The following is a 17,715-nucleotide window of genomic DNA, read 5'->3' as shown; positions in this document are numbered from 1 at the left end:
TTTTGTCGCTTTTCCACGTGCACGTGGACCGGTCACACGACAACAAATTCCGCTGTGCCTGAGGCTTAGCGGCGCAGCGAAAGCCGCGCAAGGGACGGCGTGTGCAGAGTTGAGGGGCGCGCGCGACCCATATTGTAGTGCGTCGGAGGGTGACGCGCGGGGTGGTTGCGCGGACATCCCGTTTCTTGTTGTTTGCACTCGGGATGTGGAGCATCCCGACACTGTCTAGGGGCCGGACTTGCAGACGACCGGAAGACCAAAAACACAGACCGGCCGCACAGCGCCGCGAGCACCGGAACCGCCGGCCTCGAACCTGAAGCGCTCCGTGACGACGGCTGCCGTCGCTTGCGATCATGTGCTGCACGGCGTCGGTCGATCGGTGTTCATTCTTGCGCCGTTTCTAATCCTGGCTCTGCTCGTGGCCGGACTGGGATACGTGCGGTTGCTTCATGGCCCTGTCTCGCTCGAATTTCTAGTCGAGCCGATCGAGAGGGGCATCAACGCTGAACTCGGCGGCAATACCGTGCGCATCGACGATGCCGTCGTATCGCTGTCGGAAACCGGCGGGCTGGAATTCCGTCTCAGCAATGTGCGTGTGCACGAGGTCGATGGCGATGTCGTTGCTTCAGCGCCGTTTGCCGCAGTCGAGATTTCGACGCCAGCGCTGTGGTCGATGCGCGTAGTCCCGGCGCGCATTGAGCTGATCGAGCCGCGGCTATTTCTTTTCTATTCGGAGAAGGGAGGGCTGGCGCTGAGCTTTTCAAAGCCGGTGCCGCGCGACGCGACCGGCGACGAACGCGAGCCTTCTAGCGGCCCGTTCGCGACGCCGGCGCCGGTGCCCGTGGCGCGTTCGGCGTCATCTGCTCCGGCCGCGGAGGCGATGGGACCGCTGAAGCGCATCGATCTTGCCCGTGTGCTGACGGATATGTCGTCACGCGCGCGACAGCGTCTCGATGCCACTTCTTACTTGCGCGAGTTCGGACTGCGCAACGCGACGCTGATGCTCGACTACGCCGGGCGCAATACAGAATGGCGCGTGCCGTCGCTGAACATCGGGTTGATGCATGGGCGCACGAGGAGCATCATCACCGGCCGGGCCATGGTCGTAGCCGCAGGTGGCAAGCCGTGGGAATTGAAGTTCGAGACCGATGAATCGGAGCGGAGCCGTACGCTCAATCTCAAGACGTCGGTGAATGGCCTGGTGCCGCGCAGTATCGCGGGCACCGTGCCGGAACTCAGTTTGCTGCAGGCGCTGGATCTGCCCGTCGACGGCGAGGCAACCCTTGAATTGACGAGTGACGGTGATGTTCGTTCGGCGGCGCTGGCATTGTCGCTTGGCCACGGAAGCATAAAGTTGCCGGCGTTGCCCGAAGCGCCGCTGGAAGTCGATGGAGGTTCGATCAAGCTCGCCTATGACGGGGCGGCCGAGAAAGTCATGCTCTCACCATCCACGCTGAGCTGGCGCGGAAGCCGCGTGACGATTTCTGGTGTGGCGCAGGCCGATGATCCAAACGCCGAGCATCCTTCGTGGGCGTATCAACTTCGCGCCAAGGACGGCTCGTTTGCAGCCGAGGAATTCAAGGTCGCGCCGGTGGCGCTAGAGGAATGGCGTGCGAGCGGCAAAATTGAGCCGCACAGGGGAGCGGTGGAGCTCGACGAATTCGTGCTGCGTGCGGGCGGCGCGGTGATCAGCATGTCGGGCAGCCTCGTTGCAGGTGCGGAACCGACGAGCACGCGGCTTGAAGGCACGATCGGGCCGATGGCTCTCAACACGCTGAAGGCGCTCTGGCCGAAGGCGGTCGCGCCGGGTGCGCGCGAGTGGATCGGTGAGCGGGTGGATCGTGCGTCCGTTCAGGGCGCCAAGTTCCGCTTCGTCAGCGGTGCGCAGATGGCGCCGGAGGCAAGCGTCGGCACGCGAGAGCATCAGTTGTCGTTTCTGATGGATGTCGCTGATGTCGAGCTGCGCGTCATTGACGAACTGCCGCCTGTCGTTTCAAACCACGTGACGGCGCGGATCGAGAACGATTCTCTGGAGGTGACGATCCCGGAGGCCGGAATGGTGCTGGCTCCGGACCGGCAGCTGCCGCTTTCGGACGGCCGCTTCACCGCTGTCGATATCATGAGTGAAGTGCCGACGGGTGAGGTGGTCTTTGCCTCCCAAACGAACGTTGGAAACGTGCTCGACCTCATCGGTCATTCGCGTCCGGCGTTCCTGGAAGAGACCGGGCTGCCGCGCGATGGCATAGACGGAAAATTCGAAGCGCAATTCAAGATCAACCTGCCGCTGCTGGCGGACCTGCCAGACGGCTCGGTGAAGATCGACGGCAAGGGGCGTCTCTTCGACGGCCGCGTGAAGAAGATCGCCGACAGCTATCAGGTGCAAAGCGCGAGCATTGATTTCGACATCAGCGAGAAGGCTGCCGGTGCGAACGGGCAGATGCTGATCAACGGTGTGCTGGCGAAGCTGGGATGGCAGCGCATCTTCGACGCGCCTGCCGATAAACAGCCACCGCTGCGCCTGAGCGCGACGCTCGACAACACGGATCGCAATCAGCTTGGCCTCGACATCAACAGCATCGTGCAGGGCGTGGTGCCTATCGAGGTGACGATAGGCCATGACGCGAGCGGCGAGCAGCTGATCCAGTTGCACGGCGACCTGACCAGCGCTGATCTCCTGCTGGAGGGTGTTGCGTGGCGCAAGCCGCCCGGGCGTCCGGCGAACTTGCAATGCGATATCGTGCGCGGAAAGACTCACAGGACCGAGCTGCAGAACTTCAAAGTGGCGGGGGACGATATCGCCATCGAGGGCTGGCTGGCGATCGGTGCGGACAACCGGCTGCGCGAGTTTCACTTCCCGGACTTCTCGCTCAACGTCGTAACGCGCATGGAAGTCGAGGGTACGCTCAACTCGAACGATATCTGGAAGGTGAAGGTGCGCGGCCCGACGTTCGACGGGCGCAACTTCTTCAAGTCGCTGTTCTCGCTGGGTCAGCTTACCGAAAATGCTCCAAAGCCCAAAGACCCGCGCGAGGGAATGGACGTCGACGCAGAGATCGGCACCGTGATCGGACATCACGAGGTGTCGCTGCGCAACGTGAAGGTGAAGCTGTCGAAGCGGGGCGAAAAACTGGTGGCGCTCGATGCGCGCTCCACGCTCGATGGCGGGCAGCCGCTTGCGGTGGTAATGCGCCAGGATCCCGGCCAGCCGCGGAAGCTGTACGCGGATTCTACCGACGCCGGTCAGGCGCTCAAGCTGATAGACTTCTATCCAAACATCCAAGGCGGCCGCGTACGCCTCGAAGTCAACATGGAAGGTAAGGGCGCGGCGGAGAAGACCGGCATCCTCTGGGTTGAGCAATTCCGTATTCTCGGCGACCCTGTCGTGTCGGAGGTGTTCTCCGGGGCGGATGACGGAAGGCCGGCGATCGACGGCGGGTCGGGCCGGCGCGCGAAGCGCGTAACGCGCGAAGTGTTCGACTTCACGCTGATGAAGGTGCCCTTCTCAGTCGGCTACGGTCAGTTCGTGATGAGCGACTCGCAACTGCGCGGACCGATGCTGGGCGCGTCGATCCGCGGCAAAGTCGATTACAAAATGCGCCAGGTTAATTTGGGCGGTACGTACGTTCCGCTGCAAGGGCTGAACAGCGCGCTGTGTGAAATCCCGCTGTTCGGGCAGATCATCACCGGGCCGAAGTGCGAAGGCATTTCAGGGATTACGTTCGCCATCCAGGGCTCGATGGATCGGCCGGAGGTCATCGTCAATCCGTTCTCGATGCTGGCACCGGGCATCTTCCGCGACATCTTCCAGATGACGCCGTTCGATCCGAAGGTGCAGCGCCGCGACGATGGTCTCGGCGATAACACGACTTCGGGTGTGCGCGCGTCGTCGACCATCGGCAAGCCGGGCGATGAGGGACAGACTGCGGCGCCCGGAACGGTCATCGGCAACGAGACGATCGATGGATGGTCGTCGCAGACCGTGTCCCCGCCGACGAAGAAACGCTGAGCTGAACGGCCGTCGACCGCCGCGATACGGCGGTCGCCCGTAGACGTCTCTTGGGGCCGGACCGGTGTGCCTCAGACGGGCTTCAGCAGCACGTGCTTCTTTTTGCCGAGTGAGAGCTTGATGGCGCCGTCAGCGGTGGCGTCGTCGAGGCTCAGGTGCGCCTTCTCGTCGGAGACGGGTTGATCGTTGACCTTGAGGCCGCCGCCCTGAATCTGCCGGCGCGCTTCGCCGTTCGATTTGACGAGGCCCGCCTGCACGAACGCAGACAGCACGCCGAGGCCGGCAGCGAATTCGCCCTTGCTGATCTCGACAGTGGGCAGGCCTTCGGCGGTGGTGCCTTGCTCAAACGTCTTGCGCGCGGTGTCGGCCGCGGCTTCGGCTTTGTGGCGGCCATGCATCAGGGCTGTCGCCTCGGTGGCGAGAGTCTTTTTCGCCTCGTTGATCTCCGCACCCTGAAGCGCCGCCAGTTTGGCGATCTCGCTCATCGGAAGGGTGGTGAAGAGTTTCAGGAAGCGCTCGACGTCGGCGTCCTCGGTGTTTCGCCAGAACTGCCAGTAGTCATAGGCCGAGAGCTGGGCCTCGTTGAGCCACACGGCGCCGGCGGCGGTCTTGCCCATCTTGGCGCCGGACGAGGTGGTGAGTAGCGGGCACGTCAGCGCGTAGAGCTGATGCGTGCCCATGCGGCGGCCGAGGTCGATGCCGTTGACGATGTTGCCCCACTGATCGGAGCCGCCCATTTGCAGGTTGCAGCCGTAGCGGCGGGCTAGTTCGACGTAGTCGTAGGACTGAAGGATCATGTAGTTGAACTCGATGAACGACAGCTCCTGCTCGCGGTCGAGGCGGAGCTTCACCGAGTCCATCGTCAACATGCGGTTGATCGAGAAGTGACGGCCGACGTCGCGCAGCATCTCGATGTAGTTGAGCCGGGTCAGCCATTCGGCGTTGTCGACCATCGCGGCGTCGGTTTTGCCGTCGCCGAAGCGGAGGAACTTGGCGAACGTGGTCTTGATCTGCTCTTTGTTGGCGTCGATCTGGTCGTAGGTCAGCAGCTTGCGCGTCTCATCGCGGCCCGAGGGGTCGCCGACGCGGGTGGTTCCACCGCCCATGAGTGCAATGGGCTTGTTGCCTGTCTCCTGCAGCCAGTGCAGCATCATGATAGAGAGCAGATGGCCGACGTGGAGCGAGGGCGCGGTGCAGTCATATCCGACGTAAGCGATAATCTCGCGCTTGGCGGCCAGATCATCTAGGGCGCTGAGGTCCGAGCACTGGTGAACGTAGCCGCGCTCGGTAAGAATCTTCAGAAAGTCGGATTTTAGATCGGTCATCGCTTCGCTATCACAGTCTGCCGCTTCGCTGCGGCGGCGGGGCGGAACATGCACGGGAAGAGGCAGATGAGCAAGCTGCGGCGCGCAGTAGGGCTGATGAGTGGCACGTCGATGGACGGCATCGATGTGGCGCTGCTGGATACGGACGGGGATCGCGCGCTACGGCATGGGCCGGCGGCCAGCTACCCATACCCGGCAGAGGCAAAGGTGAAGCTCAGGGCGGCGCTCATCGAGGCCAAGGGCATTACGGCGCGGGATGCACGGCCCGGCTGCCTGGCGGCACTCGAGCGCGAACTGACAGAGCTCAACGCCGAGGCGGTCGAGCGGTTTCTGCGGGCAAACGGCATCGAAAAGGCTCAGGTGGACCTCATCGGGTATCACGGGCAGACGGTGCTGCACGATGCGCCGCGCAAGCTGACGGTGCAGCTGGGCGATGGCCAGATGCTGGCACAACGTATGGGCGTCGATGTCGTGTACGACTTGCGCGCGGCCGATGTTGCGGCGGGCGGGCAGGGTGCACCGTTGGTGCCGGTCTATCACCGCGCGCTGGCGGCGACGTTGCCGGAGCTACCCGTTGCATTCGTGAACGTTGGCGGCGTGGGCAACGTCACGTGGGTCGGACGCGGCGGCCGCATGCTGGCGTTCGACACGGGGCCGGGCAACGCTCTGATCGATGATTGGGTGCTGGCGCGCACGGGAGAGCCGCACGATGCGGGCGGTGCGCTGGCGGCGCGGGGGAAGTCGGATGAGGACGCGCTGCAGGAGCTGCTAACCAATGCCTATCTCGGGAAGCCGCCGCCGAAGTCGCTGGATCGCAATGACTTCTCGTCGGCGCCGGTCGCGGGCTTGTCGCTGGAAAATGGTGCGGCCACGCTGACGGCGTTTACGGCCGCCACCATCGGCAAGGCGCGCGAGCACATGCCGGAGGAGCCGCGGCTATGGATCGTGTGCGGGGGCGGACGCAAGAACAAGACACTGATGGGCATGATTGCCGCCAATGTGCCCAATGCCGTGGTCCCGGCGGAGGCGCTCGGTTTCAGTGGCGATTTCATCGAGGCCGAAGCGTGGGCGTATCTCGCGGTGCGTGCGGCTGAAAACCTGCCGATCACGTTCCCGGAGACGACTGGCGTTCCCGAGCCGATGAGCGGCGGCGTCGTCTGCCCGGCGCGGTGAGGTTGTCCGCGACTACTGCAGAAGATCGCGCACAGTGGCGGCGACGCCCTGGGTGATGTGGGCGAGCTTGTCGTAGTCGACCTTGTCGGGCGTGTCGGACGGCGTGTGATATTCGGGATAGCGGAATAGCGCTGTGTCCGTGATCATGATCGCCGGATAGCCGAACATGTAAAACGCCCAGTGGTCGGACCAGCCGATGCCGTCGATGAAATCGGGGGCCGTGCCGCCGATGGTCGGGATTTTTGTGTGGCCGCGGAAGCTGGCGACGAATTCGTGCAGGAACGAGCGCCCGCCGGGTAGTGCGACCAGGGCGACGAAGTTGGCGACGTCGGGAAAGATGAGATCGAATGGGGGCGGATACTTCTGTGTCCCCGGCTGGTCGGAGAAAGCGCCGATGGTTTCGAGAGAGACCATGCCGATCAGTTTCTCGCCGTTGTCCTTCAACTGCTTGGCGAAGCGATAGCTGCCCATGTCGGGCGTGCGGTCGTAGGGAGGCTCTTCGTTGACGAAGAGCACAAGCCGCAGGCGCTTATCCTTGAGCGGCATGTCTTTCAGCAGGCGCGCAAGCTCGATGACGGCGGCGGAACCGCTGCCGTTGTCGTTGGCGCCGGGAGCGTTGCCGTAGGAATCATAGTGCGCTCCGACGACAAGGCTCGGCGTTGCTGGGCCGGCATCTTGGGGCGCGATCTCCACGGAGATGTTGCGCACGCTCTTGCCGTCGACGTCGTAGGCCTGCGACACCGGCTCGTAGCCGAGCGCCCTCAACTCGGCCTCGATGTAGACGGCCGATTTTTCGAGTGCGTCGTAGTGGACGATGTTGTGCGGTTCGCTGGCGATCGCGGTGACGTGGCGGCGCAAACGCTGCGCGAGGTGGTGCTCCTCGTCGGTGAGCGGCGGGGGAGGGCCGGTAAAGCTCTCGCCCGGCAGGCTCAGCGAATACCAATAGGCGACGGCAAGCGCGGCGATGGCGCTCAGCAGCAGCCCTGCGCCCCAAAGCGCGATCAGCTTCAGCACGGGGCTGAACCCTTACTCGGCGTCCCCCTCGCCATCGTCATCGCCTCCTCCGGTGGACTCTTCCTGGCGCTCGAGCTCACGTTGACGCTGACGCTCGCGCTCCTTCTCGCGCTCGCGCTCCTTCTCCTGGGCGCGGTCGATCTCGGCCTGCTCCATGCGGGCATCGACGTAGGTGCCGACGGCGTCTTTCAGCTCATCGAGCTTGTCCTGGAAGAAGTGGTTGGCACCGGGGACGACCTGGTGGGTGATCTTGATGCCGCGCTGGGTCTTCAGGCGCTGGGAAAGATCGCCAACCGAATTGGAGGGCACGACGCGGTCCTTGTCGCCGTTGATCATCAGGCCGGAGGCCGGGCAGGGCGCAAGGAACGAGAAATCATAAAGATTTGAAGGGGGGGCGACGCAGATGAAGCCTTCCACCTCGGGGCGGCGCATCAGCAGCTGCATGGCGATCCAGGTGCCGAACGAGACGCCGGCGATCCAGCAGCTCTTGGCGTCGGGCTTGACGATCTGCAGCCAGTCGAGGGCCGAGGCCGCGTCGGAGAGTTCTCCCGGGCCACCGTCCCAGACGCCCTGGCTGCGGCCGACGCCGCGGAAATTGAAGCGCAGGACCGAAAAACCGCGTTCAACGAACGTGTGATAGAGCGTGTAGACGACCTGATTGTTCATCGTCCCGCCGAACTGGGGGTGCGGGTGCAGGATCAGGGCAATCGGGCTGTCTCCGGCCGGCTCATGATGATAGCGGGCTTCCAAACGGCCGGCAGGCCCATTGATGATCAGCTCGGGCATCGAAATTCCAACTGTTGAGGGGCTGCGGTTCGACCGCCAACACGGGGCGAGGCAGAGCCCTTAGACAGGCCGAAGAATTGGGCGTAGCCAATCCTTGACTTGTGGGCTCGGAATTTACATATTCCTACAGTCTTTAGAACTGTTCGAAAAAGCGGGCGCTGACGTCGGTCAGTCTCGCTTTCCGGTGGAGGCGCTTCTTAGCACACGGCCCCGTGCCGATTGCAAGAGAAAGCGCCCGGTTAATGCCAGCGTCTTTGAAGGTGCTGGGGTCGCGGAGGAAGTGGCGTGGAGTTGAATACCAAAGCCCGTTACGCGGTCATGGCGATGGCCGATCTCGCCAAGTACGGCGAATCCGCCGTGCCGCTGTCCGCGATTGCCGAGCGGCAGGGACTCTCGCTCGCCTATCTTGAACAGATCTTTCTGCGCTTACGCCGCGCCGGTCTCGTTGACAGCGCGCGCGGTCGCTCCGGTGGCTACTCGCTGGCGCGTCCCGCAGCCGACATCCACATCGACGAGATCATGAAGGCCATGGAAGAGGAGACGCGGCTGACGCGCTGCCTCGACGCCGACAACGGCTGTCTTGGGGACCGGCGTTGTCTGACGCACGGCCTCTGGCACGCGTTGGGCAATCATATCGCCAGCTTTCTCGCCAACGTTTCTCTGCAGGACGTGATCGACGGTTTCCCGGTTGCACCGAAGCCGGTCGAGACGCCGCAGGTGGAGGCGCAGCCGCATCGTCAGCCGGAGTTTGCAGCTCGATGACGGACGCGACGCGGACCTATCTCGACAACAACGCATCGGCACCGCTGCGCGATAGCGCGCGTGCGGCGATGGTTGCCGCGATGGACGTGACGGGCAATCCCTCGTCAGTGCACGCGGAAGGGCGCCGAGCGCGCGCGATCGTCGAGAAGGCGCGCGAGCAGGTGGCCGCGCTTGTCGGCGCCAAGCCGAGCGAAGTCGTTTTTACCAGCGGAGCAACGGAAGCCAACAACGCGGTGATGGATGCGGGTTGGAAGGCGATCTGCGTTTCCGCGATCGAGCACGATTCCCTACTGGCACCGGCACGTGCGTGCGGCGCCAAGGTGATTGCGCTGTCGGCGAGCCAGGATGGTGTCGTCGATCTGGGCTCAGTGCAGGAAGCGCTGTCGCATGCGGCGCAGGGCGGTGCGCGCGCGCTGCTGAGCGTGATGATGGTGAACAACGAAACGGGCGTCATTCAGCCGGTCGCGGAAGCTGCCGACCTGGCGCGGTCACTCGGTGTCGCGCTGCACGTCGATGCCGTGCAGGGCGTAGGGCGTCTGCCGGTGGACTTTGCTTCGCTGGGTGCCGACACGCTGACGATCTCGGCGCACAAGCTCGGCGGTCCGCGCGGTGTGGGCGCGCTCGTCATTCGAGATGGCGTCAACCTGCCGGCGCTCGTCAAAGGCGGCGGGCAGGAGCGCCGCCGGCGCGGTGGTACCGAGAACGTCGTTGGGATCGCGGGGTTTGGCGCGGCGGCCGCCGAGGTTGCGCGCGATGTCGAGGCGATGAAGCGCGCCAGCGCTCTGCGCGATCAGCTCGAAGCCAGCGTTATGTCGCTGACACCGGATGCCGTGATCATCGGGCGGAATGCACCGCGCATCGGCAATACGTCTTGCATCGCTGTGCCGGGCAAACAGGCCGAAACGCTCGTTATCCGTATGGACATGGAAGGCGTTGCGATCAGTGCTGGCGCGGCATGCACGTCCGGCAAGGTCGGCGCCAACACCGTGATCACCGCGATGGGATTGCCCGAGAGCGTTGCCCGTTCGGCGGTGCGCGTCAGTCTCGGTGCAGAGACGAGCGAAACAGATATCGCCGCCTTCTTGGCGGCTTGGCAAAAAGTTGCAGGCGGCGCGGCGCTCGCGGCCTGAGGCTTGGACAGTTTGAGACGTTGAAAGGGTAGTTATGGCAGCGGTTCAAGAGACGGTCGAACAAGTCCGCAAGATCGACGTCGATCAGTACAAGTACGGCTTCGAAACGAAGATCGACACGGTCAAGGCGCCGAAGGGTCTTTCCGAGGACATCGTCCGCTTCATATCCGAGAAGAAGGGCGAGCCGCAGTGGATGCTGGATTGGCGGCTCGAAGCCTATCGGCGCTGGGTCAACATGATCGAGCCGACGTGGGCGAACGTGACGTATCCGAAAATCGACTTCCAGGATCTCTATTACTACTCCGCTCCCAAATCGACGGAAGGGCCTAAGGATCTTTCGGAAGTCGATCCGGAGCTGCTTGCCACGTACGAGAAGCTCGGTATTCCGCTCAGGGAGCAGGAGCTGCTGGCGGGCGTCAAGGAATCGCGCGTCGCGGTCGATGCGGTGTTCGATTCCGTTTCGGTGGTGACGACCTTCAAGGACGAGCTGAGGAAGGCCGGCGTGATCTTCTGCTCGATCTCCGAGGCGGTGCGCGAGCATCCCGAGCTGATCAAGAAGTATCTCGGCTCGGTCGTGCCCCAGGGTGACAACTACTATGCGGCGCTGAACGCGGCTGTGTTTTCCGATGGCTCGTTCGTCTACGTGCCGGAAGGGGTACGCTGCCCGATGGAGCTGTCGACCTATTTCCGCATCAACGAGAAGCAGACCGGCCAGTTCGAGCGCACGCTCATCATCGCCGACAAGGGCGCCTACGTTTCGTACCTCGAAGGCTGCACGGCGCCGATGCGCGACGAGCACCAGCTGCATGCGGCAGTGGTCGAGCTGATCGCGCTCGACGACGCCGAGATCAAGTACTCGACGGTGCAGAACTGGTATCCGGGCGACAAGGATGGCAAGGGCGGCATCTATAACTTCGTGACGAAGCGGGGCGACTGCCGCGGTCACAACTCGAAGATCTCGTGGACGCAGGTGGAAACGGGCTCTGCGATTACGTGGAAGTATCCGAGCTGCATCCTGCGCGGAGACAACTCGCGCGGGGAGTTCTACTCGATCGCGGTGTCCAACGGCTGGCAGCAGGTCGACAGCGGCACGAAGATGATCCACCTCGGCAAGAATTCATCGAGCCGGATCATCTCGAAGGGCATTGCGGCCGGGCACTCGCAGAACACGTATCGCGGGCTCGTGTCGGCGCATCGCAAGGCGACTGGCGCGCGCAACTTCACCAATTGCGACTCGCTGCTGATCGGCGACAAGTGCGGTGCGCACACGGTTCCCTACATCGAGGCGAAGAACAATTCGGCGCACTTCGAGCACGAGGCGACGACGTCGAAGATTTCCGACGACACGCTGTTCTATTGCCGCCAGCGCGGGCTTTCGGAAGAGGAAGCGGTGGCGCTGGTGGTGAACGGCTTCGTCCGCGACGTGCTGCAGCAGCTGCCGATGGAGTTCATGGCCGAGACGCAGAAGCTGATCGGCATCTCGCTGGAAGGCTCGGTCGGCTAGCCGTCTGAGAGTTGTTTAATCCCGGGGACGAGCCCCAGGATGACAGATTGAGAACGACACGCCCGAGTTCGGCGCTCGGTGAATGAGGAAGTGGGACGATGCTTGAGATCAAAGACCTGCACGTGAAGCTCGCCGACGAGGATCGTGAGATCCTGAAGGGGCTGACGCTCACCATTCCGAAAGGTGAGGTGCACGCGATCATGGGCCCGAATGGATCGGGCAAGTCGACGCTCGCGTATGTGCTGGCGGGGCGCGACGGGTATGAGGTGACGTCGGGCGACATCCTGTGGAACGGCGAGAGCATCCTCGAGATGGAGCCGGAAGAGCGCGCGGCGAAGGGCGTGTTCCTCGCCTTCCAGTATCCGATGGAAATCCCCGGCGTAGCCGGCCTGACGTTCCTTCGGACTGCGGTCAACGCGGTGCGCAAGGCGCGCGGCGAACCCGAGATGTCGACGCCGGAGTTCCTGAAGTTTGTGAAGGAGAAGGCTGCGCGGCTGAAGATCGACATGGACATGCTGAAGCGTCCGGTGAACGTCGGGTTCTCGGGCGGCGAGAAGAAGCGCGCGGAAATCCTGCAGATGGAAGCGCTGGAGCCGACGCTGTGCGTGCTCGATGAAACGGATTCGGGTCTCGACATCGATGCGCTGCGCGTCGTCTCTGACGGCGTCAATGCAATGCGATCGCCTGATCGCGCGATGCTGGTCATCACGCACTATCAGCGGCTGCTGGATCACATCGTGCCCGACCGCGTGCACGTGATGGTCGACGGTCGGATCCGCAAGTCGGGGGATGCCTCTCTGGCCAAGGAGCTGGAGAAGTCGGGCTACGCCGAATATCAGGCAAAGGCGGCTTAAATGAACGTAGCCGTATTGAAGACCAAAGCAGAGCAAGCGCTGTCGGAGGCTTTTTCGGCGGCCGCTGCCAAGCTGCCTGGGTCGGCTGACATCCGCAAGCTGCGGCTCGATGCGATCGGGCGCTTCGGGGCGCTCGGGCTGCCGCATCGCCGCGTCGAGGCGTGGAAGTACACCGATCTGCGCAATGTGCTGAAGGAAGTGCTGCCTGCGGCGAAGAAGGCACCCACGCTGACGCCAGCGGATGTGAATGCAGCGCTTGGCCCGCTCGCAGCCGTCGAGGCGCGCCGCGTGGTGTTCGTCGATGGCCAGTATGCGCCGGACCTGTCCGACCTGGTGGCGGATGGCGAGGTAAGCGTGGCCTCGCTGGCGACGCTGCTCGACAGCGACACGAGCGCTGCCGAGTTGCTCGATGCCAGCGGCCGCGACGACGATGCGGTGATCGCGCTCAATACGGCCTATGCGGCCGACGGTGCCGTTGTCGATATCACGCCGTTGGCGTCGCTGGAGAAGCCGGTGCTGCTCGTGTTCGTGCGGGCGTCTGCGGACCCGGTATTCGTGGCGACGCGCAACGTCGTGCGGGTTGGCGAAGGTGCGGTGGCGAGCGTCATCGAGGCGTACGCGACGCTGCCCAAGGCCGCGCAGGATTTCCAGATCAACACTGCTACCAAGGTTGTGGTGGGCAAAGGAGCCCGCCTGGAGCACGTCAAGTGCACGCTCGAAACCGGCGGTGGTGTGCATCTCGCCAACTGGCTGACGGAGCTGGGGCCGGATGCCGACTACAACGGCTTCCATTTCACCGCCGGAACTGGCTTGGCCCGCAATCAAGTGGGTGTGACGTTCGCTGGCGACGGCGCCAAAATCGATCTGTCTGGAGCTTTCTTGGCACGAGAGGGTGAGCACATCGATACGACGCTGATCGTCGATCATGCGGTGCCTCAGTGCATAAGCCGCGAGCTGTTCAAGGGTGTTCTCGAAGATCACGCGCGCGGGGTGTTCCAAGGCAAGGTCATCGTACGGCCGGACGCGCAGAAGACGGACGGCAAGCAGATGGCGCAGGTGCTGATGCTGTCGCCTGACTGCGAGTTCGACTCCAAGCCCGAGCTCGAGATCTACGCAGATGATGTCGTGTGCGGCCATGGTTCGACGAGCGCTGACCTCGACGAGGACCTAATCTTCTATTGTCGCTCACGCGGTATTCCGGAGGCGGAAGCGCGCGCTTTGATGATCGAATCGTTTATTGGCGAAGCGATCGAGAAGGTCAGACACGAAGGGCTGCGTGAAGCTTTGGAAGCGATGGCCCGTAGCTGGCTGCGCAAGGCTGACCACAAGGAGCGCGCGGCATGACATCGGAAGTTCGCGAAATGGAAAAGCAGGTTGGCGCTGTGAAGGCTGCGACGGCTGAGGGTGGCGAACGCCCTTATGACGTCGCGAGCATCCGCGCCGACTTTCCGATCCTGTTTCGCGAGATTCACGGCAAGCCGCTCGTCTATCTCGACAACGCGGCCTCGGCACAGAAGCCGCGCCCGGTGATCGATGCGATGGATCACACGATGCGGTTCGAATACGCGAACGTGCATCGCGGGCTGCATTACCTGTCGAACACGGCGACGCAACACTTCGAGGATGCGCGGGAGATCGTGAGGCGGTTCCTCAATGCGGGAAGCGTCGATGAGATCATTTTCACGAAGAACGCGACCGAGGCGATCAACCTCGTTGCGTCGTCGCTTGGTGCCAACATTGGCGAGGGCGACGAGATCGTCCTGTCGATCATGGAGCATCATTCCAACATCGTGCCCTGGCACTTCCTGCGCGAGCGCAAAGGGGCGGTGCTGAAGTGGGCGCCGATTGCCGACAACGGCGAGCTTATTCTGGATGAGTTCGAGCGCCTTCTTACACCGCGCACCAAGCTCGTCGCCATCACGCATATGTCGAACGTGACGGGCACGCTGGTGCCGGTGCGGGAGATCATTCGGATGGCACACGCGCGCGGTATTCCCGTGCTGATCGACGGGAGCCAGGCGGCGGTGCATCTGGCGGTGGACGTGCGCGATCTCGACGCCGATTTCTATGTCTTCACCGGTCACAAAACCTATGGGCCGAGTGGGATCGGGGTACTTTACGCGAAGGCTGCGCTGCTCAATGCTATGCGGCCTTATCAGGGCGGCGGCGGCATGATCGAGCACGTCGCGGTCGACCGGATCACGTATGGCACCGCGCCCCACAAGTTCGAGGCGGGTACGCCGCCGATTGTCGAGGCTATCGGGCTCGGTGCGGCGCTCAACTACATGATGCAGGTCGGCCGGGACAAGATCGCCCGACACGAGGGCGAGCTGCGGACCTATGCGCATGCGCAGCTGGCAGAGCTGCCATGGCTCAAGACCTATGGTCATGCGCCGGGCAAGGGGGGCATCGTTTCGTTCACAATGGACGGTTTGCACCCGCACGACATTGCGACCATCATCGATCGCTCAGGCGTTGCCGTGCGCGCGGGGCACCACTGCGCGCAGCCACTGATGGAGCGGCTGGGTGTGAACGCGGTCTGCCGGGCCTCGTTTGCGATGTACAACACAAAGGAAGAAGTAGACGCGCTCGTCGATGCGCTGAAGCGCGCGCACGAGCTGTTTGCGTAGGGATATCGACATGGATGGCAAACCGATCGAGAGCGAAGCGGCTCCTGCTACCAGCTTCGATAAGCCTGCGGCGACACAGGCACGTGAAGCAGAGGCTGGCGCAGCGCCTGCTGCGATGCTGCCGACGCCCGATACAGAGGATCCGTTCCTGCGCGATATCGTGGCGGCGTTGAAGACCGTCTACGATCCGGAGATTCCGGCGGACATCTACGAGTTGGGGCTGATCTATTCCGTGGACGTCGACGACGACCGGAACGTTGCCATTGCGATGACGCTGACGGCTCCAGGCTGCCCGGTGGCCGGCGAGATGCCGAAGTGGGTGGAAAACGCAGTGAACGCCATTCCAGGCGTCAAAGTCACGACAGTGACCATGACGTTCGATCCGCCGTGGGACATGAGCCGGATGTCGGATGAGGCGCGGCTCGCCCTCAACATGTTCTAATTCAAAAACACAGCGGGTTTTGCAAACGCCTAAGGCTGACTATATCTTGGACTGACGCAAATCAGGACGGACCGAAATGCCCACGCTGCGCATGATGCCGAAAGTGATGACGATGACGCCGGCTGCCGTCAGCCGCGTCAATGCGCTGATGGCTGGCAATCCCAATGCGCTAGGTCTCAAGATCGGCGTGAAGAAGGGCGGTTGCGCGGGCATGGAATACACGATGACCGTCGCCGAGGAAAAAGGCGCGCACGACGAGGTGGTTGAGCAGGACGGTGCGGTGCTGCTGATCGAGCCTTCGGCCATCATCTATCTGCTCGGCACCGAGATGGACTACAAGACCGACAAGCTGGCGAGCCAGTTCGTGTTCAACAATCCCAACCAGCGCTCAGCGTGCGGGTGCGGTGAGAGTGTCAATCTGGTGCCTGCCGGCGAGGGAGCCGGCACCTCGGCCGAATGACCGGCCGGCGTCTGCGATGGGCGCGAGCGAGGGCTTCATTGAGCTTTTGAGAGAATTGCTCACGGACATCGGGCCGCTCGGCGTGCGGCGCATGTTCGGCGGCGCAGGCTTGTTCGCCGACGGACTGATGTTCGGCATCGTGATCGACGACGTGCTGTATCTCAAGGCCGACGATACGACGCGAGGTGACTTCGAAGCCGAAGGGCTCGCGCCGTTTTCGTATCAGCGCAATGGCCGGGCGGTTGATCTGTCCTATTGGAGATCCCCGGAGCGTCTGCTGGATGACGCAGACGAGATGCATGCGTGGGCGCAGCAGGCATTAGACGTTGCAAAGCGTGCGTCAGCGAAGACGCCGCGAAAGGGCAAGAAGAGGGGAAAGACATCATGACCGCGCCATCGACAGATCCCGCCTGGGTGCGCGATGTCCTGACGTTCTGGTTCGACGAACTGGGGCGCAAGTCGTGGTTCGCGAAGGACGATGCCATCGACGAGGCGATCAAGACGCGGTTCGCGCCTCTGATCGATGAGATCAACGTGCGCCCGGTCGAGGAGGCCATATCGACACCGCAGCACGCACTCGCCAGCGTCATCGTGCTCGACCAGTTCACACGCAACGTCTATCGCGGCACGCCGCGCGCATTCGCGTATGACGAGCTGGCGCGGGGGATCGCTCGGCTCGCCATCGCAGTGGGCGTTGACGTGCGCATCTTCCCCCTTGAGCACCGCGTGTTTCTCTATTTGCCGTTCGAGCACAGCGAGGCGCTGCCCGATCAACTGCGGTCGGTGGAGCTCATCAGCACGGTCGAAGACGACGAGTTCACGCGGTACGCGGAAGCGCATCGCGATGTGATTGCCCGCTTCGGCCGTTTCCCGCATCGCAATGCGATCCTGGGGCGGGAGTCTACGCCGGAAGAGATCGCGTTCCTGGAGCAGCCGGGCAGCTCGTTCTGATCTGCATCAGCTCCGGTCGTCATGCTGCCGTCAGCCGCCATGTGCGAGACAGTACGGGCGGGACAGCTGGAGGATCAAATGATCAGGAATTCGCAAAGTGCGTGGGGCTGGCCTGCCATCACCATGCATTGGGTCGTTGCGGCTTTGATTGTCGCGACGTTCGGGCTCGGCCTTTGGATGGGAGAAGTGCCGGCGCGCGTCGACCGTCCGTTCTATTACGCAATTCACGCATCGCTTGGTATTACGCTGCTTGTCATCCTCGTGGTGCGCATCGCCTGGGCGCTGCTCAATTCGACGCCTGCAGCGCCGCACGGGACACCGCCGTGGCAACAGTCGACTGCGCGGTTCGTGCATCTGGGACTCTATGCCCTCACGCTGGCGGCAGTGCTGTTCGGCTGGGCCTTGGCTGGCGTGCAGGAGACGCCCATCGTGCCGATGGCATTCGGTGTGCTGCCGATGCCTTCTCCGCTACCGTTGACGCATGCAGCGGAGGACTTCCTGGAGGAAGCTCACGAGCTTGCCGCTTACGCGTTGATGGCGCTCGCGGGGGTGCACATGCTTGCCGCGCTGTGGCACCACTACGTGATGCGTGACGACACGCTGCGGCGCATGGTTGGTGCTGGTGACCGTTCCACTGGAACTCCGTCGGCGGCGGCCTGAACAGGCAAGCGGCGGCGC

The 17,715-nt window shown here is 63.3% G+C and carries 16 protein-coding genes; 13 read left to right on the top strand and 3 right to left on the bottom strand.

Translation table 11 applies throughout. From position 1 onward, the window contains the following. Positions 1-325 precede the first annotated feature (325 nt). Positions 326-4,006, top strand: coding sequence for an AsmA-like C-terminal region-containing protein (locus tag ACP15D_RS06535; protein WP_424956737.1), 3,681 nt, complete (start codon positions 326-328; stop codon positions 4,004-4,006). Between the two features lie 71 nt (positions 4,007-4,077). On the opposite strand, the gene tyrS is transcribed toward ACP15D_RS06535, so the two are convergent. Continuing rightward, positions 4,078-5,331 carry a tyrosine--tRNA ligase gene (gene tyrS, locus ACP15D_RS06530; protein ID WP_424956736.1) on the bottom strand — a complete coding sequence of 418 codons (1,254 nt, stop codon included), beginning with the start codon at positions 5,329-5,331 and terminating at the stop codon, positions 4,078-4,080. 66 nt (positions 5,332-5,397) lie between these two features. On the opposite strand from tyrS, the gene ACP15D_RS06525 reads away from it, so the two are divergent. Beyond that, entirely contained in the window at positions 5,398-6,504 is a 1,107-nt protein-coding gene (locus ACP15D_RS06525) for an anhydro-N-acetylmuramic acid kinase (RefSeq protein ID WP_424956735.1), read from the top strand. A gap of 12 nt (positions 6,505-6,516) precedes the next feature. Here ACP15D_RS06525 and ACP15D_RS06520 read toward each other — a convergent pair whose 3' ends face one another. Next, a complete protein-coding gene (locus tag ACP15D_RS06520; protein WP_424956734.1) occupies positions 6,517-7,518 on the bottom strand; it encodes a M28 family peptidase in 1,002 nt (333 codons plus the stop codon). Positions 7,519-7,530: 12 nt separating this feature from the next. Next, positions 7,531-8,304, bottom strand: coding sequence for an alpha/beta hydrolase (locus tag ACP15D_RS06515; protein WP_424956733.1), 774 nt, complete (start codon positions 8,302-8,304; stop codon positions 7,531-7,533). 285 nt (positions 8,305-8,589) lie between these two features. Here ACP15D_RS06515 and ACP15D_RS06510 point away from each other — a divergent pair, with 285 nt between their 5' ends. The 11 genes from ACP15D_RS06510 to ACP15D_RS06460 all read left to right on the top strand — a co-directional run bounded on the left by ACP15D_RS06510 (position 8,590) and on the right by ACP15D_RS06460 (position 17,697). Then, on the top strand, positions 8,590-9,066 hold the full coding sequence (locus ACP15D_RS06510) for an Rrf2 family transcriptional regulator (RefSeq protein ID WP_424956732.1): 477 nt from the start codon (positions 8,590-8,592) through the stop codon (positions 9,064-9,066). Further along, entirely contained in the window at positions 9,063-10,196 is a 1,134-nt protein-coding gene (locus ACP15D_RS06505; RefSeq protein WP_424956731.1) for a cysteine desulfurase family protein, read from the top strand. The genes ACP15D_RS06510 and ACP15D_RS06505 overlap by 4 nt, the downstream gene beginning before the upstream one ends. 34 nt (positions 10,197-10,230) lie before the next feature. Beyond that, a complete protein-coding gene (sufB, locus tag ACP15D_RS06500) occupies positions 10,231-11,700 on the top strand; it encodes a Fe-S cluster assembly protein SufB (RefSeq protein WP_424956730.1) in 1,470 nt (489 codons plus the stop codon). A 98-nt stretch (positions 11,701-11,798) separates the two neighbouring features. Continuing rightward, a complete protein-coding gene (gene sufC / locus ACP15D_RS06495) occupies positions 11,799-12,554 on the top strand; it encodes a Fe-S cluster assembly ATPase SufC (protein WP_424956729.1) in 756 nt (251 codons plus the stop codon). Beyond that, positions 12,555-13,898: a Fe-S cluster assembly protein SufD gene (gene sufD, locus ACP15D_RS06490; protein ID WP_424956728.1), complete on the top strand. Its 1,344-nt coding sequence runs from the start codon at positions 12,555-12,557 to the stop codon at positions 13,896-13,898. 17 nt (positions 13,899-13,915) lie between these two features. After that, positions 13,916-15,184, top strand: coding sequence for a cysteine desulfurase (locus tag ACP15D_RS06485; protein WP_424959180.1), 1,269 nt, complete (start codon positions 13,916-13,918; stop codon positions 15,182-15,184). Between the two features lie 115 nt (positions 15,185-15,299). Beyond that, complete coding sequence (locus ACP15D_RS06480) at positions 15,300-15,626, top strand: SUF system Fe-S cluster assembly protein (protein ID WP_424959179.1); 327 nt, start codon at positions 15,300-15,302, stop codon at positions 15,624-15,626. A gap of 76 nt (positions 15,627-15,702) precedes the next feature. Further along, a complete protein-coding gene (locus tag ACP15D_RS06475; protein WP_424956727.1) occupies positions 15,703-16,086 on the top strand; it encodes a HesB/IscA family protein in 384 nt (127 codons plus the stop codon). A 16-nt stretch (positions 16,087-16,102) separates the two neighbouring features. Further along, complete coding sequence (locus tag ACP15D_RS06470) at positions 16,103-16,474, top strand: TfoX/Sxy family protein (protein WP_424956726.1); 372 nt, start codon at positions 16,103-16,105, stop codon at positions 16,472-16,474. Continuing rightward, positions 16,471-17,037 (top strand): DUF924 family protein, encoded by a 567-nt coding sequence (locus tag ACP15D_RS06465; RefSeq protein WP_424956725.1) that lies wholly within the window; start codon positions 16,471-16,473, stop codon positions 17,035-17,037. Before ACP15D_RS06470 ends, ACP15D_RS06465 begins: the two co-directional genes overlap by 4 nt. Before the next feature lie 78 nt (positions 17,038-17,115). Beyond that, positions 17,116-17,697, top strand: coding sequence for a cytochrome b (locus ACP15D_RS06460; RefSeq protein WP_424956724.1), 582 nt, complete (start codon positions 17,116-17,118; stop codon positions 17,695-17,697). Positions 17,698-17,715 lie beyond the last annotated feature (18 nt).

Source organism: Hyphomicrobium sp. 1Nfss2.1, from assembly GCF_965243865.1.
Classification (GTDB): domain Bacteria; phylum Pseudomonadota; class Alphaproteobacteria; order Rhizobiales; family Hyphomicrobiaceae; genus Hyphomicrobium_A.
Note: the sequence above shows the minus strand (reverse complement) of the source record. Positions and strands in the feature narration are given on the sequence as shown.